Origin of the sequence: Amycolatopsis sp. M39, from assembly GCF_001651785.1 — a bacterium.
In the GTDB taxonomy this organism is placed as follows: domain Bacteria; phylum Actinomycetota; class Actinomycetes; order Mycobacteriales; family Pseudonocardiaceae; genus Amycolatopsis; species Amycolatopsis rubida.
Map to the genome: position 1 here is coordinate 115,708 of NZ_LWSF01000021.1, position 24,955 is coordinate 140,662.

Below are 24,955 nucleotides of genomic sequence, written 5' to 3' on the forward strand. Positions count from 1 at the left end.
CGCTGGCCTGCTGTCGTCGAAACCCGCCAGGAACAACGCCGCGGAAACCGGCCGCCAGCCGCAAGCTCCGACGGATCCAGCAGCCGGCCCCGCTTGCGACCAGCCCCACCCGGATCCAGCAGCCGGCCCCGCTTGCCACCAGCCCCACCCGGATCCCGCCGCCGTCCCCACCACGCACCCAGAGCCGCCGAGCGTCGCCGATCATCGGCCAAAACCCGCAGACCGCACCGCCCGCCGCCGCGAAATGGGCGGACATGCTGCCTGGTACCTGGCCGCCGGTGTCGTCACCACCGGGCTCCAGGCCGTCCTCTTCCTCGCTTTCCGTCCGGAAATCGGCGCGCAATGGGCGAATCTCGCCGCGCTCGCGATCACGACCGCCGGCAACACCGAGTTCCACCGCCGCGTCACTTTCGCCAACCGGAGCAGCCGCGCGGGCAAGCGGCATCTTCAGGATCTCGTCACTTTCGCCTTCTACGCCGGCTACGGATCGGTCGTCCTCGCGGCCCTCGACGCCGTTGTCCCCCATCCCTCCGCCGGGCAGCAAACCGCCGCGCTTCTCGCGGCCAGTTTCGTCGGCGGGGTCGTCCGGTTCGCCGTTCTGCGGTGGTGGGTGTTCGCCCGGGCGCGGCGAACGGACGCGGCACAAGATCACCAGCGGTAGTGGAACCCGTTCTACCCGCAGTGCGACCACTCTCTGTTGCGCTACCCGGCTGTCACTCTTCGTGACGCACGAAATCGGACATCCGCACATGCTGCGAGGCCGGATTCGTACTGTGCGTCGGCTGGTCTCGTTTGTGTCAAGACCACTGCTGCTAACGGGGTATTCGTAGTTGAAATGTGGACGGTCGGCCTCCGGCCGCTTAAGGTTACGGAGCGTCGCAACGATCGCAGTGCTCCCCCCGTTCGATCGGAGTACTTGCGACCGCAACATCACAGAGTGTTGACCCCAAGACAGCGACGGTCGCAGGGTTGCCGGGGAGACGACCATGACAGCACCGTCGAAGACGTCCCGTACTGCGGTGTCCGGTGTCGCGGGCTACGTGAGCCCCGCGACGCTGCCCCGGTCCGGCGGACGCCTGACCAAGGAAGACCTCGACCCGCTCGTACGCGCGGCGGGACAGGGCGATCAAGCCGCGGTCGCCGAACTGCTGCACGTGCTCCGGCCGGTGGTCGCGCGCTACTGCCGGGCCCGGATGGGCGGCCGCGACCTGTCCTACCTCGCCGCCGACGACGTCGCGCAGGACGTCTGCATGGCCGTCCTCAAGGCCCTTCCCGACTACCAGGACCGCGGCGGTTCCTTCCTCTACCTCGTGCACGCCATCGCGGCCAACAAGGTCGCCGACGCCTACCGGGCCGTCGCGCGCGACCGCTCCGAACCGGTGCCCGAGCTTCCGGAGCACCCGCTCTCCGGCGGCAACGAGCCGGAGTCCCACGCGTTGCGCCTCGACCTCGGCAGCCGTCTCCAGGAGCTGCTCACCCGCCTCGCCCCGCTGCAGCAGGAGATCCTGGCGCTGCGCATCGTCGTCGGCCTCAGCGCGAACGAGACGGCCGAGACGCTGGGCATTTCGGCCGGCAACGTCCGCGTCACGCAGCACCGCGCGCTGGCCAAACTCCGTGAGATGGTGCAGGGCCAGGACTTCTGAGCCGTTTCGTCACTCGAACGGCTGGAAGGCCGCCGCCGGCCGCCGAATAGGTCGACAGGCTCGGTTTCGCACGGCACTCTGGAGTTACCCGCCGCATCTTTCAGCTCAACTCGTAAACGCGTGCCGCCGTGTGCTCGAAGACGTCAAGCCGTTCCGGATCGCTCAGCACACCGGTCAGCGACACCGCCGCGTCCAGTACGACTTCGTACGCTGCCGCCAGTTCGCACACTGGCCAGTCGGAGCCGAACATGACCCGGTTCGCGCCGAACGACTCGAAAACGTGGTCTGCGTAGCGGCGCAGATGGCCCACCTGCCATTCGCGCCAGTCGGCTTCCGTCACCAAGCCGGAAAGCTTGCAGTGCACGTTGGCGTGCGCGGCCAGCGAGGCCACGCCGTCCGCCCACGGCTGCCATTCGCCTGCCGCGATGCCAGGTTTCGCGGCGTGGTCGAGGATCAGCCGCAGGTCCGGCAAGCGCTCGGCGACCTGCCGGGCCGCGGCGAGCTGCGCCGGTGCCACCAGCAGGTCGTAGGCCAGGCCCGCGGTGCCGACCGCGGTCAGGCCGCGCAGGATTTCCGGGCGCAGCAGCCAATCCGGGTCCGGTTCGTCCTCGACCTGATGCCGGATGCCGACCAGCGGGCCCAGTTCGCGCAGCCGGGCGAGCCGGTCGGCCACGTCCGGGGCGGCGAGGTCGACCCAGCCGACGACGCCGGCCACCACTGGCTCGGACGCGCCCGTGGCAAGGAATTCCTCGGTTTCCGCCGCGTCCGACACGGTCTGCACCAGCACGGTGGCGTGCACACCCGCCGCAGTGGTCACCGCGCGCAGATCGTCGACGGTATATGGCTGGCGGATCGGGGCCAGCGCGTCACCGGACATCCACGGGTACTCGCGACGCGCGGGATCCCACAGGTGGTGGTGCGAATCGATCACTGGATTCCTCCGGACACGACGGGACGGGCGGCCGACCGCAGCAGGCCAGCGTCGGCGAGGTCGTCCCACAGTACGGCCGGGATATTCGCCGCTGCCCGGCGAACGTTCAGCGACACCTGCTCAGCATCGTGCGCACCTACGACGACCGACGCCACCGCCGGGTGCGTGCGCGGCAACGCGAGCGCGGCCTCTGGCAGCGAAACACCGTGCCGTGCACAGATTTCCGCGATCTTCTGCGCTTTCTCAACGAGATCCGCGGGCGCGGCCGCGTAATCATAAATAGCGCCGGGTTGTTCAGTGGCGAGAATTCCACCGTTGAACACCCCGCCGGCCACGACGCCGACGCCGCGTTCGACGCACAGCGGCAACAACTCGTCCAACGCCGGCTGGTTCAGCAAGGTGTAGCGACCGGCCATCAGGACGTGGTCAAGATCGAACCGGCGCACGAACTCCGCCAGCATCGGAGCCTGGTTCATCCCGGCCCCGATCGCCCCCACGACGCCCTGCTCCCGCAGCTCCAGCAACGCCGGAAACGCGCCCGAAACCGCTTCCTCGAAATGATCGTCCGGATCGTGCACGTACACGAGATCGATGCGGTCGAGACCCAGCCGGTCCAGGCTCGATTCCAGCGAACGCAACACCCCGTCGCGGCTGAAATCCCAGCGGCGCCGGTAAGTCCCCGGAACGTCGAAGCCCTGGTCGTCGCGTTCCCCGGGGGCCACCGCACGCGGTTCCAGGACCCGGCCGACTTTCGTGGACAGGACGTACTCGGCGCGCGGATACGCCGCCAGCGCGGCCCCGAGCCTGCGTTCGGACAGCCCGAGCCCGTAATGCGGCGCGGTGTCGTAATAGCGGATCCCCTCGTCCCACGCCCGCCGCACGCTCGCCGCGGCGGTTTCGTCCGGCACCGCGTGATAGAGGTTGCCGAGTTGCGCGCCGCCGAGTCCCAGCGGAGGAAGGTCCACGGTCACGCCTCCGCCGGGAGTTGCCACACCAGCCCGAGGCCGTGCGCGACGTCGGAATGGTCGAGGTCGAGCAGTTCGTTGATCCGCTTCTGCCATGCGATGTCGGCCGGGTCGCCGGCGAGTTTCGCGCGCATTCGCTCGAAATCGTCCACCTCGACGAAGTGGAACAGGTCGAGCCCGTCGCGCCAGATCCGCCACGACCGCACGCCGGCGCGGCGCAGTGCGCCATCCAGATCCTGCGGGATCACCGCGTGCACCTCCTCGTAGGTTTTCTCCATTCCGGGCTTGAGCCGGGTGCGCAATGCGACCGTTTGCGGCGCCGGGCCGTGGGTCATCGTTCCTCCTGACGGGAGTCGTGGCACGCTGTAGGGGGTAAACATCCGAGGTCTCTGCAGGGAGGGCGGTCCCGATGCCCGTCACCGATGTCGCGATCGACAAGATCAAGGACATGATCATTTCGGGCGAGCTGGCCCCCGGCGACCGGCTCCCCAAGGAGGCCGAGCTCGCGCAGCGGCTGGGGCTTTCCCGCAGTTCGCTGCGGGAAGCGGTGAAGGCGCTGTGCCTGATCCGGGTGCTGGACGTGCGCCAGGGCGACGGCACGTACGTCACCAGCCTGGAACCGAACCTGCTGCTCGACGCGATGACCTTCGTCGTCGACTTTCACCGCGACGACACCGTGCTCGATTTCCTTGCTGTGCGGCGGATTCTGGAGCCCGCGGCCACCGCGATGGCGGCGCTGCACATGCGCGACGAGGACGTTGCCGAACTCGGCGCGCTGCTCGGCGAGCTGGAGGAATCCCCGACCGTCGAGGCGCTCGTGGCCAACGACTTGCAGTTCCACCGCAAAATCGCCGACGGCTCGGGCAATCCGGTGCTGTGCTCCCTGCTCGAAAGCCTCTCCGGCCCGACGGCGCGAGCCCGGATCTGGCGCGGCCTCACCCAGGAAGGCGCGGTAGCCCGAACCCGCGAACAGCACGCCGCGATCTACGACGCGATCGCCGCGCGGGAACCAGAACTGGCCCGCTCGTGGGCGACGGTGCACGTCGCCGGAGTGGAGCAATGGCTGCGCAGCACCCTGGTCGAAGACGACGCGCCCGGCGATGAGGCCGAACCCGCTGCCTCCTGACCGAACGACGACGGCTTCTGGGCGGTCTGTTGCAGTGACAGGTCCCTTCATTCCTTGCTGGCGCGAGTGAAGGGACCCTTCGCTTTTGTTCGGTTGGCGCGAGGGGGACTTTCGTGCCCGCACCGTAGGAGCGACGGGACCCTTCACGCCATGACGGTCGAAGCGACGGGACCCATCGCGCACGCCTGGCTGGAGCGAGAGGGACTTTCGCGCAGCGGACCGGGCGGAGACCGGCAAACTCCGAACCGGGAATGACGAAGGGACCCACCGCGCACGCGCGGTCGAAGCGGCGGGCACGCGTTGGCCGACGGGCTGCATGAAGGGGCCCTTCATCAACTCCGGCGCTGGTGCTGCGGAGGTTTCTTTCACAGCGCCAGAAGCAGCGGAGAAGGACGGCGCGGCGGAAGTCGAGACGGCGGCACAACCGCCGGACGCAACCGCACAGCCAAAGGTGGCGGCACGGCCAGCGGCAACCATGCTGGCAGAGACAGCGGCACAGCCACGAGCGACATCAGCGGAAGAGGCAGCGGTGCAGTCATAGGCAACATCAGCGGGAGAGACAGCGGCGCAGCCGCGAGTAACAGCCGAAGCGGAGACGCCCGCGCGCCCGCGAGCGGCAGCCGAAAAGGACACGGCAGCGTACTCGCGAGAGACAACCGAGGTGGAGACGACGGCGTGGCCGGTGCGGGGCAACCCGAGAGACTCCGAACCGGTGAAGGGACCCTTCACCGACCTCCCCGCCGAGTCATCCGCCGCATCGGCCGTCGAGCCGACCGGACCGCCCGAGGCACCCCGGTCGTCCAGGCCGACCCAGCCACCCCGGCCAACTGAGCCACCCCGGCCGACCGAGCCAACCGAACCGCCCCCACCGACCAAGCCGAGCAAGCCACCACGACGAACTGAGCCACTCCGACCAGCCGAACCACCCCAGCCGAGCAAGCCGACCAAGCCACCCCGGCCGACCAAGCCGACCGAGCCACGCCGGCCGAGCGAGCCACCTGGGCCACCCCAGCCAAGCAAGCCACCCCAGCCACCCCGGCCGAGCGAGCCACCTGGGCCACCCAGCCAGCCGGCCACCGCGCCAGCCAATCGCTCGCCCGCCGAGCCCACGCATCCAGAAGGTCGGATGATCACCGAACCTCCGCCGATCAGGTCTGGGGCTTTCCGCCGGCATACCGGCTGATGATCAACGCGATCAAAATGATCCCGCCGTAAATCGCCTTGAGCCATTCCGCCGGTACCTGGGCGATGCGCAGCAGGCTGTCCACCGACTGCAGCAACAGCACCCCGGTCAGCGCCCCGACCAGCGTGCCGCGGCCGCCGTCCAGTGAAACGCCGCCGATCACCGCCGCGGCGAAGACCTGGAGGATCAATCCGTCGCCCTGGTCAGCGCCGAGGGCGCCGACGTAGCCCGTGTATGCGAGGCCGCCGATCGCGGCCAGTACTCCGGCTACCACGAAGACCGCCCATGAGATCCGGTCCACCCGGATGCCCGCGGCCCGCGCCGCTTCGCGGTTGCCGCCGATCGCGTACAGGGAGCGGCCGGCTCGGTGGTAGCGCAGGCCCAGCCCGAAGAGCACGAACAGGGCCGCTGCGAGCCAGACCGACATCGGCAAGCCGGCGAAGGTCGTGGTCGCCAACGCGGTGAACGCGTCCAGCTGGTCGAACAGCGTCTTGCCGTTCGTCGTGCCGATCTGGGTTCCGCGCAGGACCGTCAGCATCGCCAGCGTCACGATGAACGCGTTCAGCTTCAGCTTCACGATCAGGAAGCCGTTCACGAAACCGATCAAGGCGCCCACCACGGGGATCGCCACCAGGCCGAGCACCGACGGCCATTCCGTGCCGAAGCCGGAAGACGCGGCCGGGATGACCAGCATCGCGCCGATCGCGGGGGCGATGCCCATCGTGGATTCCAGCGACAGGTCGAACTTGCCGGTCAGCAGCACCAGCGATTCGCCCAGCACGACCAGCGACAACGCCGCCGCCGCGGAAAGGATGCTGATGATGTTGCCGAAGGTGAAGAACGTGTCGCTGATCAACCCGCCGATCACGAACACCACCACGAGCGCGGGCAACAGCGCCAGTTCGCGCAGCCACGCCGACTTCCGGCGCTTCGGCCGCGCCGCGGGCAGCGCCGTCCGCGGGTCGCTCATCAGGTCAGTCATGGAGCCCGACTCCTTCGATATCCGCCACCAGGTCCCCGTCGGACCAGCCGGCCTGGCGAACGGCGGCCACCTCGCCGGCGCGCAGCACCAGCACCCGGTCGGCCAGGCGCAGGTCGTCCAGCTCGTCGCTCACGAGCAGCACCGCCTTCCCCTCGGCCCGCACCCGGTCCACGACCGCGAGCAGGGCCTCCTTCGACTTCACATCCACACCCGCGGTGGGGTTGATCAGCACCACCACGCGCGGATCGCTCTCCAGAGCCCTGGCGAGCACGACTTTCTGCTGGTTCCCGCCGGACAGATCCGAGACCGGCTGATCCGGGCCGGCCGCCACGATGTCGTAGTCGGTCAGGGCACGCGATCCGCGTTCGCGGCGGATCTTCGGGGACGCCAGGCCGCCGCGGCCCATCCGATCAAGCACCGACAGGGTCGCATTGTCCATAATGGAGTGTTCCAGTACCAGACCCTCGTGGTGGCGATCCCGCGGCACACAGCCGATGCCCGCGCGCAGGGCGGCGGGAATGTCACCGGGTGGCAGGCGTTTTCCGTTCACGGCCACGGTTCCCGAGGTGGGCCTGCGCAGGCCGTAGACTGTCTCGGCTACCTGGTGCTTGCCGCTCGCGTTGCTGCCGGCGAGACCGACGACCTCGCCGCGATGGATTCGCAGGGAGACGTCGTGGAAGCCGTCGCCGGACAAGTCGTCGACGGCGAGCACCTCTTCGGCGTCTACCGCGAGCGGGTCGCGAGTCGCTGCGTCCCGGACCGCTAGGCCGCCCTGCTCCCCTGTCATCGCGTCGACCAGCGCCGCGCGGCTGACCTCTTCGACGGGTGCGGTGAGCACGTGGCGGGCATCGCGCAGGACGGTAACCGCTTGGCACACCTCGTAAACCTCGTGCAGATGGTGCGAGATGAACAGGAAGGTGACGCCGTTCTCCTGCATCTGCCGCATGCGCTCGAAAAGCCGCTCGATGGCCTGGCTGTCCAGCTGCGCCGTCGGTTCGTCCAGCACAATGAACCGGGCGCCGTAACTCAATGCGCGAGCGATCTCGACGAACTGACGGTCCTCAACGGACAGATCGCCGGCCGGAGTGTCCACCTCGACCCGGACGTCCCACGAGTCCAGCAGTTCCCGCGCTTGGCGGCGCAGCTTCTTCCAGCCGATCGCGAATCCGCCCCGGGCCTGCCGGTTCAGGAACAGATTCTCCGCGACGGTCAGCTGCGGTACCACCATCGCGTGCTGGTACACGCATGCCACGCGTGCCTTCCAATCGTCCTGTTTGGACAAGGAAGGGGCCGGTACGCCGCCGAAGGAAACACTGCCGGTGTCCGTTTCGGACAGTCCAGTGAGGATGGACACCAGCGTGGACTTGCCCGCCCCGTTGCGGCCGACGAGTGCGTGCGACTCGCCGGGCCGCACGGTGAGACTGACGTCGTGCAGCGCCACGGTGGGCCCGTACCGCTTCCCGACGCCGTCCGCCTGCACTACCGGCGCGCTCACAGGTTGTTACCCCACAACGCTTTGTCGTCCACGTTGTCCTTGGTCACGACCGGCGCGGGCAGCTGGTCTTCCAGGATGCCGGGGCTGATCTCGACGATCGTGGAGTCGTGGTCGGTCGGTCCGGGCTTGAACGTCTCCCCCGCCATCGCCTTCTTGAGCCAATACATGCCGTACTTGGCGTAGGCGTCGGCAGGCTGCGAGACGGTCGCGTCCAGTTCGCCGTTGCGGATCGCGGTGAGCTCCTGCGGGATACCGTCGTTGCTCACCAGCACCACGTGCTTCGGGTCGCCGACCGGGAAGAACAGGTTCTTGCGCTTGAGCGCCTGCTCGGTCGGCGCGAGGTAGACGCCGCCAGCCTGCATGTACACGCCCTTGATGTCCGGGTTCGCGGTCAGCAGACTGTCCAAACCGGACGAAGCCTTGTCCGCCTTCCATTCGGCAGCGACCTCAAGGACCTTGACGTCCGGGTACTTCTGCTTCATGCACTCGCGGAACGCCGCCGACCGGTCGCGGCCGTTGACCGAGGCGAGGTCGCCCATCACCTGCACGACCTTGCCGCTCTTCACGCGCTTGCCGATTTCCTCGCACGCCTTGGTTCCGTACGCCTTGTTGTCCGCGCGCACCACCATCGCGACTTTGCCGCTCTCCGGAGCGACGTCCACCGCGACCACCGGGACGCCCTTGTTCTCGGCCTGCTTCAGCCCGGCGACGATCGCGGCCGAGTCGAGCGGCGTGACGACGAGACCCTTCACGCCCTGGCTGAGCAGGGTGCCGATGTCCGTGATGAGCTTGGCCGGGTCGCTGTCGGCGTTCACCGTGGGCAGCGCGTCGAGGCCCTGTTCCTTCGCCATCTGCGGCACGTATTTGTTGTAGGCCTGCCAGAACGGCGAGGTAAGCAGGGGCAGCGTCGCCCCGACCTTGCCGGTGCCGCCGCCGCTGGCCGCTGCCGCCGGTTTGTCCTTAGTGGACCCGCACGCACCGAGCACCAAACCGCAGGCGGCCACCGCGGCGGCCAGCCGGATCACCTTCGTACGCACCGCATCCTCCTTGATGACAGGCCTTGTTGGCTAAGCAGATCAGTTCTGCACGGGTCCGCGCGGACGCAGACCGTACATGCCGCCGTCCACCGCGAGCGCGGTGCCGGTAGTCGATGCCGAAAGCGGGCTGGCCAGGTACGCGATCGCGTTCGCGACCTCGTCCGCGGTCACCAGCCTCCCCATCGGCTGGCGGGCGGCGAGCGCCGCCCGCTCCGCCGAGGGGTCCGCGGCGGTGTCGAGCAGCCTGCCGACCCACGGGGTGTCCGCGGTGCCGGGGCACACGCAGTTGACCCGGATCCGGTCCGGCAGGTGATCGGTGGCCATCGCCAGGGTCAGCGACAGCACCGCGCCCTTCGTGGCCGAGTACAGCGCCCGCGCGGGCAGCCCCGCCCAGGCGGCGATCGAGCAGGTGTTCACGACCGCCGCGGCAGGCGAGTTCTTCAAGTGCGGCAAGGCCGCCCGCGCCGTGCGCACCATGCCGACCACGTTCACGTCGTACGCGCGGTGCCATTCGTCGTCGTCATTCGCGGTGACGTCGCCCTGCGCGCCGATTCCCGCGTTGTTGACCAGAATGTCGAGCCGTCCGAAGCGTTCGGCCACCGCGGCGACGGCGGCGCGGACCTCGGCGTCGGACGTCACATCACAGCGGAATCCGGTCAGCCGCTCGGGCACCTCGTCAGTCTTGAGGTCGAGCACGGCCACCCGCGCGCCGCGCTGGGCCAGCAGGTTCGCCGTGGCCAGGCCGATGCCAGAAGCGCCGCCGGTGACCGCGGCGACCAAGCCGTCGAATTCGCTCACTGCGCGTTCTCCGTCCATTCAGGACCGTCCGGGAAGCTGAACCGGCGCAGCGTAGCGTCGTGCATGCGCGCGGAAAAGCCCGGTGCGGCCGGGGCCAGGTAGCGACCGTCGCGCACGACGGCCGGGTCGGTGAAGTGGTCGTGCAGGTGGTCGACCCATTCGATGGAGCGGTCGCTGTCCGAACCGGACACTGCCGCGAAGTCGAACATGGACAGATGCCGCACCAGCTCGCACAACCCGACACCACCGGCGTGCGGGCATACTGGGACGCCGAATTTGGCTGCCAGCAACAGGATGGCGAGATTCTCGTTCACGCCGCCGACGCGTGCGGCGTCCAGCTGCAGCACGTCGATCGCCTTGGCCTGCAGCAATTGCTTGAACACCACACGGTTCTGCACGTGTTCGCCGGTGGCGACCTTGATCGGCGCGAGCGCCTTCGCGATGGCCGCGTGGCCGAGAACGTCGTCCGGCGAGGTCGGTTCTTCAATCCAATATGGATCGAACGGCGCCAGCGCGGTCATCCATGACACCGCCGTCGCGACATCCCAGCGCTGGTTCGCGTCGACCGCGATCCGGATGTCCGCGCCGACAGTCTCGCGGGCCAGCTTCATCCGCCGGACATCGTCCTCAAGATCCCCGCCGACCTTCAGCTTGATCATCTCGAAACCGTCGGCGACGGCTTGTTCGGCCAGCCGCACCAGTTTCGCGTCGGAGTAGCCGAGCCAGCCTGCCGACGTGCTGTACGCGCGGTAGCCCCCGGCTTCAAGCTTGGCGATCCGTTCTGCTTTCCCGGGTTCGGCAGCGCGCAGAATGTCGAGCGCTTCCGGTTCGGTGAGCGCGTCGGAGAGATAGCGAAAGTCCACAAGGGACACCAGCTCCTCCGGTGTCATCCGCGAGGCGAACTTCCACACCGGAAGTCCGGCACGGCGTGCGGCGAGGTCCCACGCCGCGTTGACGATCGCGCCGATCGCCATGTGCGCCACGCCTTTTTCCGGTCCCAGCCAACGGAACTGCGAATCGCCGACCAGAGCCCGCGAGAGCGAGCCGAGCGCTTCCGCGTCTTCAGGCACCTCGCGGCCGACCACGTGCGGCGCCAGCGCGCGGATCGCGGCGGCCTGCACGTCGTTGCCCCGTCCGATGGTGAACGCGAGGCCGTAGCCGTCCGGTCCGGCGTCGGTGTGCAGTTCGACGTAGGCCGCCGAATAGTCCGGATCCGGGTTCATCGCATCCGAACCGTCGAGGTCGCGCGACGTCGGGAAGCGGACGTCCCGGACCTCCATGGCCACGATTTTCGCCATCTCAGGCCTGCCCAATGCTCTGGCGCTGCTTGCCGAGGCCGTCGATCTCCAGCTCGACGACGTCGCCCGCGCGCAGGTACGGCTTCGGCTCGGGCTGCCCGAGCGCGACGCCCTCCGGGGTGCCGGTGTTGATCAGGTCGCCGGGGCGCAGCACCATGAACTGGCTCAGGTAATGGATGATCCCGGCGACGCCGAACACCATGTCCTTTGTGGACGAATCCTGCACCTTCGCGCCGTTGACCCAGGTGCGCAGGCCGAGCGCCTGCGGGTCTGCGATCTCGTCGGCGGTCACCAGCTCCGGGCCGAGCGGGTTGAAGGTCTCGCAGTTCTTGCCCTTGTCCCACTGGCCGCCGCGGTTCAGCTGGAAGTCGCGCTCGGAGACGTCGTTGGACACGACGTACCCGGCGACGTGCGCCAGCGCTTCGTCCGAGCTTTCCAGATAGCGCGCGGTTTTCCCGATGACGACGCCGAGTTCGACCTCCCAGTCGGTGGCCGTGGAACCGCGCGGGACGAGCACCTCGTCGAAAGGTCCGACCATCACGTCGGGCGCCTTCATGAACAGCACCGGTTCGGCCGGCACAGCCGCGCCGGTTTCCTCGGCGTGACGCCGGTAATTCATGCCGATGCAGACGATCTTGCCCGGCACCGCGATCGGCGCGCCGACCCGCAGCCCGGCCCCGTCGGCGACCGGCAGTTCCCCGGCTTCGAGCGCCCGCGCGGCCTTGGCCGGTCCGTCGCCGGCGAGGAACGCGCCGTCGATGTCCGGCGTGACCCCGGAGAGGTCGTGGAGGGTGCCGTCACCGGCACGGACGAACGGACGCTCAGCCCCCGCTGCCCCGAGACGCACAAACCGCACGGACGAACCCCTCTCTCGACACCGTTCTCGCGATACATCCGATGTATAGCGCACTGGAGGGCGGCAGATCTAGAGGGACGCGGGATTTGGTGCGGAAATTGATCCGATCACCGGGCTGCCAGGCGGATAACGGACACTCGTCCTGGCGGGGCGGTCCCGCCAGGACGAGGGAGACGGTGCGGCGCGGATGGGACCAGGACAGGCAGCAGGACCGGACGAGCGGGGTCCGGGGCGGTCGGATCCGGACAACACCGACGAGGGAGGCGACACTGTCGAGGGCGGTGCCACGGACAGCCACTGCGGTACCGATGAACGGGACAAACCGTGGACGGGCACCACGGCCCAGCACTCCGCGGCAGCCCATTCGACAACCGACCAGACAGCTCTCGATCACCCCGCCACAGCCCACTCGACAACCGACCAGACAGCTCTCGATCACCCCGCGGCGGATCACTCCGCGGCTGACCGCACGACGTCGGATCATTCCGCGGCCGAACACTCCACCGAGGATCACTCGACGCCCGGCCGCTCCACAGCCGGCCACTCCACGCCGGATCATTCCGCAGCCGTATACCCCACCGCGGCCAGCACGGAATATCCCGCCCTCGAACACTCCGCCACCCTCCCCGAGCACCCTCGCCGGGGCAAGATCCGACGTCTTCTCATTCTCGGCGGCCTCTCCGCCTTCGGGCCGCTCTCCATCGACATGTACCTCCCCGCCCTCCCCCGGATGGCGGGCGATTTCCAGGCCTCCGACACCACCGTCCAGTTGACGCTCACCGCGTTCGTCATCGGGCTCGCGGTGGGGCAGATCATCGCTGGGCCGTTGTCGGACTCCTTCGGGCGGCGGGGGCCGTTGCTGGTCGGACTGGGGCTGTACATCGCCGGGTCGGTCGCGGCGGCGGTGAGTCCGGGCGTTGAGCTGCTGATCGCCGCACGGAGCATCCAGGCGCTCGGCGCGGCAGCGGGGATCGTGATCGCCCGCGCGGCCGTCCGCGATCTCTACACCGGTACGGCGATGACGAAGTTCTTCTCGCTTCTCCTGCTGGTCAACGGTCTCGCGCCGATCCTCGCGCCGGTGCTCGGCGGGCAGTTGCTCAGCTTCACGTCCTGGCGCGGAGTGTTCGTCGTCCTCACGGCGTTCGGCGCGCTGTTGCTCGGCGCGGTCGCGTTCGCGCTGCCGGAACCGTTGCCGGTCGAGCGGCGGCATCCGGCGCGGCTGGGCGGGGTGCTTCGGACGTACTGGCACCTGCTCACCGACCGCGCATTCCTCGGCTACGCGCTCACCGCGGGGCTGAACTTCGCCGCGTTGTTCGCGTACATCTCGGGTTCGTCGTTCGCACTGCAGGACGTTTACCGGCTGAGTCCGCAGGAGTACAGCGTCGTCTTCGGGCTCAACGGTGTCGGCATCGTGCTCGCTGGGCAGCTCAACGGGTGGCTCGTCGGCCGGTTCCCCGAACGGACACTGCTGCGTACGGGGCTGACGGTGTCGACCCTCTCTGGCCTGGCCACGCTGGCGGCCGCAGCCCTGCGGCTGCCGTTGCCTGCGCTGCTGGTTCCGCTGCTGTTAATGGTTTCCTGCATCGGAATCATCAGCCCGAACGCCAGTTCGCTCGCGCTCGCGGGGCACGCGCGCACGGCGGGGGCGGCGTCGGCGCTGCTGGGCGTGCTGCAGTTCGCGATCGGCGGGATCGCGACGCCGCTGGTCGGGCTCGGCGGGCCGGGCACGGCGGTTCCGATGACCGCCGTGATGGCCGGGTTCGGGGTGCTCGCCTTGCTGTCGTTCGCGACGCTGGCGGTCAGCCCAGATCGGCGAGATTTCCGCTCCGCAACTGGTCGTCGGTGACCTCGACGCGTTCGTCGACGAGTTTTTGCAGCGCGTCCCCGTCGTCCCACTGGTTGACGTTCATCGCGGCCGAGACCTCGCTGTCCGGGGTCACCCAGAACGCCGTGAAGTCGTAGGCCGCGAGGTCGCCGCGCACTACGACGCGGTCTCGGTCCAGGACGGGCAGCCCGCGGTATTCGCAGCCGATAGCTGGGCCGCCGCGGTCTGGGTCGTACTGGTCGGAGAAGAAGTACGGGCTGTTCAGGTACGGCTCGTTCGCGCCAAAGAGGTTGGCCGCCACATGCTCGCCCTGCGTACGCGCTGTCGCCCAGTGCTCGACGCGTACACGGCGGCCGTAGCGCGGATGGAACTGCGAAGCGATGTCGCCGATCGCGTAAACGTCAGGTGCCGCTGTACGCAGGCCTGCGTCGACGTCGACGCCGCCGTCGTCTGCCAGCTCCAGACCGGCAGCGTGCGCCAACTCGACGCTCGGGGCCGCGCCAACCGCAATAAGGACAACGTCGGCGTACAGCTCTTCGCCGCTCGACAGTCGGACGCCGGTCGCTGCGGTGTCGCCGGTGATCGCTGCGACGCCTTCGCCGAGACGCCACTCCACACCGTGTTCTTCGTGCAGGCGGTAGAACGCTCCGGCCACCTCGTCGCCCAGGACGTTGGCGAGCGGCAGCTTCTCCGGAGCGACCACAGTCACCTCGGCACCGTGCGTACGCGCGGCAGCAGCGGCTTCAGTGCCAATCCAGCCCGCGCCGACGATCAGTACGCGCTTCGCTGCTTCGAAGGCTGCGCGCAGCCGTAGCGCGTCGTCGAGAGTGCGAAGCGTGTAGAGGCCAGGTAGGTCGCCTCCGGGCACCTTCAGCGTCCGCGGGCGCGAGCCGGTCGCTAAGACAAGACGGTCGTAGCGGTGTTCGTCGCCAGCGTCGTCTAGGACCAGGCGGGCGCCCAGTTCGACTCGGGTCGCGGTGGTGCCGGAGAGCAGCCGGATGTCGCGCTCGGTCCAGTAGCCCTCTTCACGCACCCAGTCGGGCTCGTCGGCGTTGCCGAGCAGCACGGCTTTCGACAGCGGCGGCAGCTCGTACGGCCGGTGCGTGTCCGCTCCGAGCAGCAGGATGTCGCCGTCGAAACCGCGTTCTCGCACTGTCGCCGCCGCAGTGGCACCGGCCAGTCCGGCTCCGACGACGACGATTTTCCGGGGTTCCGACATGCGTCCTCCTGAGTGCCCGCCGCGTGCGGTGGCCGACGCTACTCCGGTATCCGGCTGGTCACACCCCGTGGAAAACCGGCCGGTAGGCAATTCGGGTGAACCGGCGTAAGCCGCCCCGGAGGGCGCGGTCACACCCCCGCACGAAGGACACGGGTGCTACGTGATCGGAGGGCGAGGGCCGTGACAGCGCGGGACGACAGTGCGGTGCGAAACGAGTGGACGGTCGGCTGCCGAGACCTGGCGGGCAGGCGGCGCGCCGTGACGGTGTTCGTGAGCAGCGACGACAAAGTCGTCCTGGTCGCGCCGCCGGGAGAGGCGGCCGTACTGGGGCCGCTCGAGGTCGGGCGGCTGCGCGCGGCCCTGCGCGACGCCGTGGCGGCCACCGCGACGTCGGCGCGACGCACCGGAACCGACTGACAACTACCGTTCCTACTCGCGAGTAGGTAGAGTCGGCACTCGCAGACCCCGAAAGGTGCCGGCCATGACCACCTACTTCGTCACGGGCGCGACGGGCTTCCTCGGGAAGCGCCTGGTCGCCCGGTTGCTCTCGCGGCGGGACACGACCGCCGTCCACGTGCTCGTCCGCAACACCTCGCGCGACCGCCTGGCCGCGCTGGCGCGGGACTGGCCGAACGCCGAACGCCTGGTCCCCGCCGTCGGCGACCTCACCGAAGCGCTGCTGGGCCTCGACCCGGCCGGCTACGACGGGGTCGACCACGTCGTCCACCTCGGCGCGATCTACGACTTCACCGCCGACGACGCGGCGAACCGGGCCGCGAACGTCGAGGGCACCCGGAACCTGCTCGCCTTCGCCGCGGCTGCCGGCGCGGGACTGCTGCACCACGTGTCGTCGATCGCCGTCGCGGGCGATCACGCCGGCCGCTTCACCGAAGCCGATTTCGACCTCGGCCAGTCCTTCAGTTCTCCGTACCACGCCACGAAGTTCGAAGCCGAGAAGCTGGTCCGTGCACAGTCGGACGTGCCGTTCCGCATCTACCGGCCCTCGGCGGTCGTCGGCGATTCGCGCACCGGCGAGATGGACAAAATCGACGGCCCGTACTACTTCCTGCCTGCCATCTCGCGCCTTGCCGCACTACCGAAGCAACTGCCGCTCGCCGCGCCCGACTTCGGGGCCACCAACCTCGTCCCGGTCGACTACGTCGTCGCCGCGATGGAAAACCTCATGCATCGCGAAGCACCTTCGGGCAGTACGTATCACCTCGCTTCGCCGCGACCGCAGAAGCTGCACGAGGTCTACAACGCCTTCGCCCGCGTTGCCGGAGCGCCGCGCGTACGTACGACGGTGCCGTCAGGTCTGCTTCGCAGCACGGCGTCCCGCCTCGCGACCGCTGTCGACCGCCTGCCGACTGGCCATGCAACGCGGGCAGCAGTGCTGACCGAGCTGGGAATTCCGCTCGAAGTACTCCCCCACCTGAACATGGAGGTGGAGTTCGACACCGCGCGCACCACTTCGGAGCTGTACGGCAGCGGCGTCCACCTTCCCGAGCTTCGCGACTACGCCGAACCGCTCTACCGCTACTGGCGCAGGCATCTCGACCCGGACCACGCTCGTCGACCTGGGCTTGAAGGACGCGTTGTCCTCATTACCGGTGCGTCGTCCGGCATTGGCCGCGCGAGTGCGCTCGCTGTCGCGCGTCGCGGTGCGAAGGTGCTTCTCGTCGCGCGCCGCGCCGAAGAACTAGAAGACGTGCGTAGCGAGATCACCGCAGCAGGCGGCGAAGCAGCGACGTACCCGTGCGACCTCACTGACGGCGACGCGGTCGACAGTCTCGTGAAGGCAGTCCTCGCCGACCACGGTGCAGTGGACGTATTGGTGAACAACGCAGGACGCTCCATCCGACGCTCAGTGCAGCTGTCGACGGAACGGTTCCACGACTACGAACGCACCATGGCCATCAACTACTTCGGCCCGGTGCGGCTGATCCTCGGGCTGCTGCCGTCGATGGCCGAACGCCGGTTCGGCCACGTCGTGAACGTCACCACGCAGGGACTGCAGACCGACACCCCGCGGTTTTCCGCTTACCTGGCTTCAAAAGCCGCGCTTGAGGAGTTCGGCCTGACCGCCGGGCGCGAGACGCTGTCCGACGGCGTCACGTTCTCCTCGGTCCGGATGCCGTTGGTGCGCACCGACATGATCGCGCCGACCGGGTCGTACCGCGGGCTGCCCGCGAGCTCGCCGGAACGCGCCGCGGCGCTGGTGGTGAAGGCGATCGAACGGCGGCCGCAGATCCTGAACCTGCCCGAGGGCCGGGCCGCGGAACTGGCCTCGCTGGCGGCGCCGGACCTCGCCCGGTTCGCGGCACACCTCGTGTACCGGGTGATGCCGGAATCCGCGCCGGAAGCCAAGGGGCGGGCCAGGCAGCCTGCACCGGCGGCCGTAGCAGGGGCTCTGACGCGGCTGGTGTGGCGGAGGAAGGCTTAAGGACGTCGTGAGTGTCTAGCACGGTTAGAACCGGCATAAACGCTCACGAGTCCACCACCATGTCGTCCGGCGACCCGCCAGCCAGCCCGGCCAGCACCCCCAACGCACTCGCCAACGTCTCCTCCGCGGGTGCGGACACCGCGATCCGCACCGCGTTCGGCGCGTGTCCCGGCACCACCGAAAACGCCGCTGCCGGGGACAACGCGATCCCCCGGCGAGCAGCGGCGGCCACGAAGGTCTCGGCCCGCCACTGGTCCGGCAGCACCCACCACCGGTGGTAGGCCGAGGCGTCGCCGTACACCTGGAAACCCGCCAGCCGCTCGGCAACAATCCTCGCCCGCGCCCCGGCGTCCGCACGTTTCGCCGCTTCCACCTCCGCGAGCACGCCGCCGGTGATCCACCGCCGCGCCGCCTCCACCGAGAACCGCGAGGCCGACCAGCCGCCGGACCGGATCGCGCTCGCCAGCCGCGCGACCCACGGCGGCGGCACCACGAGGAACCCGGCGGTGAGCCCGGGCGCGACACGTTTCGACAGGCTGTCCACGAACACCGTCCGCTCCGGCATCAGCGCGGCGAGCGGTTCGGTGTCCGGGCGGAGGAAGGTGTAGATGCCGTCCTCGATCACCGGCAGGTCCAGCCTGCGGACGGTCTCGGCCAGTTCGGCGCGGCGCTGCGGCGGCATCGTGGTGCCGAGCGGGTTGTGCAGGGTCGGCTGGACGTACAGCGCCCGCACCGGAGCGCTCGCCGCGAGCGAGGCCGGGACCAGCCCGTGCGCGTCGGTTTCGATCGGCGCCAGCTCGATGCCGAGCCGGGTCGCCGCAGCCTTGACCACCGGGTAAGTCAGGGATTCGACCGCCAGCCGCTCGCCGGTCGGCACGAACGCCGCGAGCGCGGCCGCGATGCCCTGCCGCCCGTTTCCCGCGACCAGCACCTGCCCCGGATCCGGCGTCCAGCCGCCGCGCGCGAGCATGGTGACGGCGGCCTCGCGGACCGCTTTGGTGCCGGCCGCGCCGAGCGGGTGCAGGGCGTCGGTGAAGACGTCCGCGCGAAGCACGGGTTCGAGCGCTCGCGCCAGTTTGGCCGATTGGGCGGGCAGCACGGCGAAGTTGAGTTCGAGGTCCACGCGCGCGTCGCCGGGTTCGGACAGCGCCGGTTCGGGCCCGGGCTTCGCCGCGCGCACGAAGGTGCCCCGGCCGACCTCGCCGATCGCCAGGCCGCGGCGGACGAGTTCGCCGTACACGCGGGCCGCGGTGGAGCCCGCGATGCCGCGATCGCGCGCGAAGCGGCGCTGCGGCGGCAGCCGGTCGCCGGGCCGCAGCCGGCCGGCTTCGATGTCGGCGGCGAGTTCGTCCGCGACGACGCGGTAGTCGTCCATCCCACCCTCGCTCCGCCGGGATTCTCCCGGACGCATCATGGCACCGGCCGGTCACGTACGGCTAATGCGACCTACGGAACTCCCCGAACGGGGGTCACTAGGTTAGCCTTACCTGTGTGGCATTGACGAGCGAAGAAACCCGACTGCACGCCGAGGACCTGACGCTGGCCTACGACGGCCGCACGGTCGCCGAACGGCTTGGCGTGGTCATCCCGGACAAGTCGTTCACAGTCATCGTCGGCCCCAACGCCTGCGGCAAGACGACGCTGCTGCGCGCGCTCGCCCGGATGCTGAAGCCGCGCGCGGGCTCGGTCTATCTCGACGGCGAGGTGATCTCCAGCTACGGCGCGAAGGAGGTCGCGCGGCGGCTCGGCCTGCTGCCGCAAAGCTCGATCGCGCCGGACGGGATCACCGTGTCCGACCTCGTCGCGCGCGGCCGGTACCCGCACCAGAAACTGCTGCGCCAATGGTCGGCCGAGGACGCGACGGTGGTCGCCGATTCGATGCGCGCGACCGGCGTCGACGACCTCGCCGAGCGGATGGTGGACGAACTGTCCGGCGGGCAGCGCCAGCGCGTCTGGATGGCGATGGCGCTGGCCCAGCAGACCGATCTGCTGCTGCTCGACGAGCCCACGACGTACCTGGACATCGCGCACCAGCTCGACATCCTCGACCTCTGCGCGACCCTGCACAGCGAACAGGGCCGCACGCTGGTCGCGGTGCTGCACGACCTCAACCACGCGGCCCGGTACGCCACGCACCTGATCGCGATGCGCGACGGGAAGGTGCTGGCCACCGGGACGCCGGAGGAGGTCGTGACGGCGGAGAACGTGGAGCGGATTTTCGAGCTGCCGTGCCGGGTGATGGAGTGCCCGGAGAGCGGGAGCCCGATGGTGATCCCGAAGGTCAGCCGCCGGGCGGCCTGACTCAGCGGCGGGTCATGAACGACCGCCACACGTCTGCCGGGACCGACGAACCCGTCACCTTCTTGCCGTCCGCGTCGAGCAGCTTGCGGTCGTCGTCGGAACCGAGCCACACCGCCGTCGCCAGCTGCGGCGTGTAGCCGACCGCCCAGGCGTCCTGGTTGTCGCGGGAGTTGCCGCGCTCGGACTCGCCAGTGCGCAGAGCCGCCGCGCGACCGTCCGGCAACGTCGTCCGCAGAACGGAAGTCACGTCCTGCGCGACCTGTTCCGGAACGGCGGAGACCGGCTGGTTTTCGTGCTGCCACACGACTTGCCCGGACCGGTCGAGCACCTTGTCCACCAGGTGCACCGGCGAGCGCATCCCGTTGGCGGCGTAGGTCGCGTACGCCCCGGCCACGTCGAGCGGCCGCATCGGGTACCGGCCGACGACGATGCCCGAGCCGATCGTGGCACCGTCCTGTTCGCGCATGGTCGGCGTGCCCTCCACCTCGTCCGGAATGCCCGCCGCACGGGCCGCCTCGCTCACCTCGTCGACACCGACCTTCTTGGAGACCGTGATGAACGGCGTGTCCGCTCCTGAGGTCAAGGCGCTGCGCAAGGTGCACGGCTGCGGGCACTTCGGCGGATAGTCGAACTTCTCGCCGAGGTACTGAATCTCACGGGGAGCAGCCACTCTCTCGTCCAGCGACATCCCGTTCCGCAAGCCGGCCGCGGCGGTGAACGGGTAGAACGCGGAGCCGAGCGGATGGCCGGTTGCCGCATAATCCCGGACGCCGTTGGCACCGCCGTCGTACGCGCGCACCGCGCCGTTCGCCGGATCGACAGCCACCAGCGCGCCGCGGAACTCCGCTGGTTCGCCCTTCAACCTCTCGCTCAGCGCGTCGTGCGCGGCGGTCTGCGACGCTGGGTCCAGCGTGGTCTGGACGGTCAGATTCCCCTGCTGCAACCGGGAAAGCGAGAACCCGGCCGGCTCCAGCTCGGCGAGCACTCGCTGTTTGAGATGGTACTGGTCGTAGTTCAGGCTCACCCGCGTCTCGGCGGGCGGCTTGATCTCCGCTCCCGGGTAAGCCATGCCGTCGGCGTTCTTCAGATAGCCGCGCTCGATCAGCTTGTCGCGCACGTACCGCCAGCGCTTCGCCGCGTGTTCGTCGCCGGACACCGCCGGATCGTGCACCGACGGCGACTGGATCATCCCGGCCAGGAACGCGGCCTCGCTCCAGGTGATGCTGTTGTCGAGCGGGCGGCCGAAAAACGCGTTCATCGCCGCCGCCGGGCCGAACGTGTTGCGGCCGAAGGAGATGATGTTGACGTAGCTCTCGAAGATCTGTTCCTTGCTCTGCTCCTGGGTGATCTTCGTGGCGAGCACGAGTTCCTGCATTTTCCGGGAGAGCGTCGAATCCTCGTCGCCGGTCGACTTCTTGATGTACTGCTGGGTGATCCCGGACCCGCCGCCGACGCCGGTCAGGAACGCGCGGCCGACCCCGGTCGGGTCGAAGCCGGAGTTGGCCCAGAAGGTCGGGTCCTCCGTCGCGACGATGGCGTCGCGCAGCTTCCCCGGGATCCGGTCGAAGGGCACGAACCGCCGGTCGCCCTCCGGGGGCACGATGCGCAGCAGCTCGCTGCCGTCGGCGTACTTCAGCGTGACGGTTTTGCCGCGCGAGGCGAGGACGTCCTGCGGACTGCGGACGTCCAGCAGCAGGTAGGCGATCCAGAACGCGATCAGCGGCACGCCGACCGCGAAGCCGGTCAGGTAGTAGGCACCCGTGCGGATGCGGCGCCACTTGCGACGGACAACAGCGGATCGGTCACTCTCCGGGGCTGGCTCCACGATTGAAGGACGACTGAACTAGTGACAAGGTTCTGCCGAGCCCGTGAATTGATCACGAGAGGAACGCGCGGAGCAACGACGCCGTGCCTTCGATGTGCTCGGCCATCGCCTGCCGCGCGGCCACCGGGTCGCCGGCCAGGATCGCGTCGACGATCGCCTCGTGCTGCGCGTTCGAATGCTCCAGATTGGGTTCGAGCAGCGGAATCCGGTCGAGCAGCTGGTTGACCCGCGTCCGCGCGTCGGCCACCGTGCTGGTCAGCGACGCGGACGCGGTGACCTCGGCGATCGCCAGATGCAGCCGCGAATCCTTGCGCCGGTAATCGGCGAGCCCCGCCGCCGACGCTTCCGCGAGCGTGCCGGTGAGATGCTGCCGGTCGGCCGGGCTCAACGTCCGTGCCGCGGCCGCCTCCGCCGCACCGGTCTCCAGCACGTGCCGCAGGCACAACGCGTCTTCCAGCCCGGCCGCGTCGACCTCGCCGACCGCGCGTTCCACGGGCTCCGGCAGGTTTTCGTTCACAAACGTGCCGCCGTACCGCCCGCGCCGCGACTCGACGTACCCCGCGTCAGCCAGCGCGCGAATCGCCTCCCGCAGCGTCACCCGGCTCACGCCGAGCCGTTCCGCCAGCTCGCGCTCGGAGGGCAACCGGTCCCCCGCGCCGACGACCCCGAGCCGGATCGCCTGCAACAGCCGCTCGACGGTCTCCTCGAAGGCGTTCCCGGCACGCACCGGCCGGAACAGGGCCGCGTTCGCGCTCACCACCGAGGTCGACTCCACCCGTCCGATTCTATGCCGCCTAATTGCAGAGAACTCTTTGCAAAGACTTCTCTGTAGTCTACCGTACGGAGCATGCCCGACGAACGCCGCGCCCGCCAGATCGACGCCCGGACCCTGCGCGCGCTGGCGCATCCGCTGCGCATGGAATTGCTCGACCTGCTGACCGTCGACGGCCCGGCCACCGCGACCGGGCTCGGCAAGCGCGTCGGCGAAAGCTCCGGCACCACGTCGTGGCACCTGCGCCAGCTCGCGGACGCCGGGCTGGTCGAGGAAGACACCAGCCGCGGCTCGAAGCGCGAACGCTGGTGGAAGGCGGCGCAGGAATCGACCCGGATGCGCGCGGCCGACTTCGCCGACGACCCGGAGATGGCCGGGCCGCTCATGGCTTTCCTGCACCAGCACGTGGACATCCGCTACCGCGAACAAGCGCAGTTCGTCTCGGAACTGCCGCGCTGGGCGGACGAATGGCGGGACAGCTCGACGCTGAGCAGCACCCGGATGCCGCTCACCCCGGGCGAGTCCCAGCGGTTGATCGAAGAAATCGAAGCGGTGATCGAACGCTACCGCCGTCCGGCCCGTCCCGGCGACGAAACGGTGATCACGCAATGGGCGGCGTTCCCGCACGCGACCGTCGCAGCCGAAGACCAGGGGGGATCCTGATGCACCCGTTCCTGCCCGAATTCGCCGCCGACCGCCAGGGCGAACTCCTCGCCGCCGCCGTGCGCCACCCACCCCGGCCACCTGCCCGGCAACGGCTCGGCTGGTGGCTCATGGAACTGGGCCTTCGCCTCGCCACCCCGAAACGCCGTGAAGGGCTCCTTGAGGGAATCTGATTCCCTCAAGGAGCCCTTCACGGAACGAAAATCAGCACTCGATGACGTTCACGGCGAGTCCGCCGCGCGCAGTCTCCTTGTACTTCACCGACATGTCCGCGCCGGTTTCGCGCATGGTCTTGATCGCCTTGTCCAACGTCACCACATGGCTTCCGTCCCCGCGCATCGCCATGCGCGCGGCGTGGATCGCCTTGGACGCACCGACGGCGTTGCGCTCGATGCACGGGATCTGCACGAGCCCGCCCACCGGGTCGCAAGTGAGGCCCAAGTGGTGTTCAACGCCGATCTCGGCCGCGTTCTCGACCTGAGCAGGCGATCCGCCCAGCACCTCAGTCAACCCGGCAGCCGCCATCGCCGAAGCCGAACCGACCTCGCCCTGGCATCCGACCTCGGCGCCGGAGATCGATCCGGTCTGCTTGAGGATCGAGCCGACCGCACCCGCGGTGAGCAGGAAGGTGACGATGCCGTCGTCCGAAGCCCCGCGCACAAACCTTCGGTAGTAATGCAAAACCGCCGGAATGATCCCGGCCGCACCATTGGTGGGAGCGGTGACGACGCGCCCGCCCGCGGCGTTTTCTTCGTTGACCGCGAGCGCGTACAGGCTGACCCAGTCCATCGCGTACAACGGGTCGTCCGCACCGTCCTCGGCGAGCAGCTTGTCATGCAACGACTTGGCCCGCCGAGGAACCTTCAGACCGCCCGGCAGCACACCCTCGTGCGTGTACCCGTTCCGCACGCACTCGGCCATCACCTGCCAGATCCGCAGCAGCCCGTCCCGAATCTCCTCGCGGCCGCGCCAGGAAAGCTCGTTCCGCAGCATGATCTCGCTGACCGGCAGCCCGGTGTCCGCGCAGTGCTTCAGCAGATCCGCCCCGGTGCGGAACGGATACGGCACCGGCGTGGAATCCTCCACGAACACCGTGTCGGTCTCGTACGACTCGTCCCGCACGAACCCGCCGCCGACCGAGTAGTACGTCCGTTCCCGCACCAGCGAACCGTCGGAAGCGAACGCCCGGAACACCATCCCGTTCGGATGCGCGGGCAGCGACTTCCGCCGGTGCATCGTCAGGTCGGTGTCCTCGGCGAACACCACCTCGTGCGTCCCGCCGACCGCCAGCCGCCCGGACTCCCGGATCGCCGCCACCTTGGCGGGCACCGTGTCGGTGTCGATCTCCTCCGGCTTCTCGCCGGACAGGCCGAGCAGCACAGCTTTGTCGCTGCCGTGCCCGAATCCGGTCGCGCCGAGGGAGCCGAACAACTCGGCTCGCACCCGCGCGACCGTTTCCAGCACGCCGTCCTCGACCAGACCGTCCACGAAGGTCTTGGCCGCCCGCATCGGGCCGACCGTGTGCGAACTCGACGGCCCGATGCCGATCGAAAACAGGTCGAAGACGCTGATCGCCATTGATCCGCCCCTTCT

At 69.2% G+C, this 24,955-nt stretch carries 23 protein-coding genes; 9 read left to right on the forward strand and 14 right to left on the reverse strand.

The features are described 5' to 3' along the window. Window positions 1–244 precede the first annotated feature (244 nt). Window positions 245–661 (forward strand): GtrA family protein, encoded by a 417-nt coding sequence (locus tag A4R44_RS33070; protein WP_067589347.1) that lies wholly within the window; start codon window positions 245–247, stop codon window positions 659–661. Between the two features lie 325 nt (window positions 662–986). Then, entirely contained in the window at window positions 987–1,643 is a 657-nt protein-coding gene (gene shbA, locus A4R44_RS33075) for an RNA polymerase sigma factor ShbA (RefSeq protein WP_067589350.1), read from the forward strand. Between the two features lie 100 nt (window positions 1,644–1,743). Here shbA and A4R44_RS33080 read toward each other — a convergent pair whose 3' ends face one another. From A4R44_RS33080 to A4R44_RS33090, 3 genes are read right to left on the reverse strand one after another with little or no spacing between them, the layout of a single operon-like run. Next, on the reverse strand, window positions 1,744–2,574 hold the full coding sequence (locus tag A4R44_RS33080; protein ID WP_067589353.1) for an amidohydrolase: 831 nt from the start codon (window positions 2,572–2,574) through the stop codon (window positions 1,744–1,746). Continuing rightward, window positions 2,571–3,545, reverse strand: a complete 975-nt coding sequence (locus tag A4R44_RS33085) for an aldo/keto reductase (RefSeq protein ID WP_067589356.1) — start codon at window positions 3,543–3,545, stop codon at window positions 2,571–2,573. Before A4R44_RS33085 ends, A4R44_RS33080 begins: the two co-directional genes overlap by 4 nt. Further along, the gene (locus tag A4R44_RS33090) at window positions 3,542–3,874 is read right to left on the reverse strand and encodes an L-rhamnose mutarotase (protein ID WP_067589358.1); all 333 of its coding nucleotides are present in this window, start codon (window positions 3,872–3,874) and stop codon (window positions 3,542–3,544) included. The genes A4R44_RS33085 and A4R44_RS33090 overlap by 4 nt, the downstream gene beginning before the upstream one ends. 74 nt (window positions 3,875–3,948) lie before the next feature. Between A4R44_RS33090 and A4R44_RS33095 the strand changes: the two genes are divergently transcribed. Further along, the gene (locus tag A4R44_RS33095; protein ID WP_067589361.1) at window positions 3,949–4,665 is read left to right on the forward strand and encodes a FadR/GntR family transcriptional regulator; all 717 of its coding nucleotides are present in this window, start codon (window positions 3,949–3,951) and stop codon (window positions 4,663–4,665) included. Window positions 4,666–5,813: 1,148 nt separating this feature from the next. Here the strand turns inward: A4R44_RS33095 and A4R44_RS33100 are convergent. From A4R44_RS33100 to A4R44_RS33125, 6 genes are read right to left on the reverse strand one after another with little or no spacing between them, the layout of a single operon-like run. Beyond that, window positions 5,814–6,830, reverse strand: coding sequence for an ABC transporter permease (locus tag A4R44_RS33100; protein ID WP_067589364.1), 1,017 nt, complete (start codon window positions 6,828–6,830; stop codon window positions 5,814–5,816). Further along, window positions 6,823–8,325, reverse strand: coding sequence for a sugar ABC transporter ATP-binding protein (locus A4R44_RS33105; protein WP_067589368.1), 1,503 nt, complete (start codon window positions 8,323–8,325; stop codon window positions 6,823–6,825). Before A4R44_RS33105 ends, A4R44_RS33100 begins: the two co-directional genes overlap by 8 nt. Next, entirely contained in the window at window positions 8,322–9,362 is a 1,041-nt protein-coding gene (locus A4R44_RS33110; RefSeq protein WP_067589369.1) for a sugar ABC transporter substrate-binding protein, read from the reverse strand. Before A4R44_RS33110 ends, A4R44_RS33105 begins: the two co-directional genes overlap by 4 nt. 39 nt (window positions 9,363–9,401) lie before the next feature. Then, complete coding sequence (locus A4R44_RS33115; RefSeq protein WP_067589372.1) at window positions 9,402–10,160, reverse strand: SDR family NAD(P)-dependent oxidoreductase; 759 nt, start codon at window positions 10,158–10,160, stop codon at window positions 9,402–9,404. Further along, window positions 10,157–11,458 carry an enolase C-terminal domain-like protein gene (locus A4R44_RS33120; RefSeq protein ID WP_067589375.1) on the reverse strand — a complete coding sequence of 434 codons (1,302 nt, stop codon included), beginning with the start codon at window positions 11,456–11,458 and terminating at the stop codon, window positions 10,157–10,159. The genes A4R44_RS33115 and A4R44_RS33120 overlap by 4 nt, the downstream gene beginning before the upstream one ends. Window position 11,459: 1 nt before the next feature. Further along, window positions 11,460–12,314: a fumarylacetoacetate hydrolase family protein gene (locus A4R44_RS33125; RefSeq protein ID WP_067589378.1), complete on the reverse strand. Its 855-nt coding sequence runs from the start codon at window positions 12,312–12,314 to the stop codon at window positions 11,460–11,462. A gap of 649 nt (window positions 12,315–12,963) precedes the next feature. On the opposite strand from A4R44_RS33125, the gene A4R44_RS33130 reads away from it, so the two are divergent. Further along, window positions 12,964–14,160 (forward strand): multidrug effflux MFS transporter, encoded by a 1,197-nt coding sequence (locus A4R44_RS33130; RefSeq protein WP_067589529.1) that lies wholly within the window; start codon window positions 12,964–12,966, stop codon window positions 14,158–14,160. Here A4R44_RS33130 and A4R44_RS33135 read toward each other — a convergent pair. Next, on the reverse strand, window positions 14,114–15,358 hold the full coding sequence (locus tag A4R44_RS33135; protein WP_067589381.1) for an NAD(P)/FAD-dependent oxidoreductase: 1,245 nt from the start codon (window positions 15,356–15,358) through the stop codon (window positions 14,114–14,116). The genes A4R44_RS33130 and A4R44_RS33135 overlap by 47 nt on opposite strands. Window positions 15,359–15,538: 180 nt before the next feature. On the opposite strand from A4R44_RS33135, the gene A4R44_RS33140 reads away from it, so the two are divergent. Both A4R44_RS33140 and A4R44_RS33145 read left to right on the forward strand, forming a co-directional pair. After that, entirely contained in the window at window positions 15,539–15,775 is a 237-nt protein-coding gene (locus A4R44_RS33140; protein ID WP_067589383.1) for a hypothetical protein, read from the forward strand. A 64-nt stretch (window positions 15,776–15,839) separates the two neighbouring features. Beyond that, a complete protein-coding gene (locus tag A4R44_RS33145) occupies window positions 15,840–17,801 on the forward strand; it encodes an SDR family oxidoreductase (RefSeq protein ID WP_067589386.1) in 1,962 nt (653 codons plus the stop codon). A 43-nt stretch (window positions 17,802–17,844) separates the two neighbouring features. On the opposite strand, the gene A4R44_RS33150 is transcribed toward A4R44_RS33145, so the two are convergent. Continuing rightward, window positions 17,845–19,176: a PLP-dependent aminotransferase family protein gene (locus tag A4R44_RS33150; RefSeq protein ID WP_067589389.1), complete on the reverse strand. Its 1,332-nt coding sequence runs from the start codon at window positions 19,174–19,176 to the stop codon at window positions 17,845–17,847. Between the two features lie 116 nt (window positions 19,177–19,292). Between A4R44_RS33150 and A4R44_RS33155 the strand changes: the two genes are divergently transcribed. Next, window positions 19,293–20,102, forward strand: coding sequence for an ABC transporter ATP-binding protein (locus A4R44_RS33155; protein WP_067589393.1), 810 nt, complete (start codon window positions 19,293–19,295; stop codon window positions 20,100–20,102). Between the two features lies 1 nt (window position 20,103). Here the strand turns inward: A4R44_RS33155 and A4R44_RS33160 are convergent, their stop codons facing one another. Both A4R44_RS33160 and A4R44_RS33165 read right to left on the reverse strand, forming a co-directional pair. Next, window positions 20,104–21,927, reverse strand: a complete 1,824-nt coding sequence (locus A4R44_RS33160; RefSeq protein ID WP_067589394.1) for a transglycosylase domain-containing protein — start codon at window positions 21,925–21,927, stop codon at window positions 20,104–20,106. A gap of 52 nt (window positions 21,928–21,979) precedes the next feature. Then, the gene (locus tag A4R44_RS33165; protein ID WP_067589396.1) at window positions 21,980–22,702 is read right to left on the reverse strand and encodes a FadR/GntR family transcriptional regulator; all 723 of its coding nucleotides are present in this window, start codon (window positions 22,700–22,702) and stop codon (window positions 21,980–21,982) included. 72 nt (window positions 22,703–22,774) lie between these two features. Between A4R44_RS33165 and A4R44_RS33170 the strand changes: the two genes are divergently transcribed. Next, complete coding sequence (locus A4R44_RS33170; protein ID WP_067589399.1) at window positions 22,775–23,362, forward strand: helix-turn-helix transcriptional regulator; 588 nt, start codon at window positions 22,775–22,777, stop codon at window positions 23,360–23,362. Beyond that, window positions 23,362–23,535 (forward strand): hypothetical protein, encoded by a 174-nt coding sequence (locus tag A4R44_RS48460; RefSeq protein WP_157905064.1) that lies wholly within the window; start codon window positions 23,362–23,364, stop codon window positions 23,533–23,535. Before A4R44_RS33170 ends, A4R44_RS48460 begins: the two co-directional genes overlap by 1 nt. Window positions 23,536–23,566: 31 nt before the next feature. Here the strand turns inward: A4R44_RS48460 and A4R44_RS33175 are convergent, their stop codons facing one another. Continuing rightward, window positions 23,567–24,940 carry an L-serine ammonia-lyase gene (locus A4R44_RS33175; RefSeq protein ID WP_067589402.1) on the reverse strand — a complete coding sequence of 458 codons (1,374 nt, stop codon included), beginning with the start codon at window positions 24,938–24,940 and terminating at the stop codon, window positions 23,567–23,569. Between the last annotated feature and the right edge of the window lie 15 nt (window positions 24,941–24,955).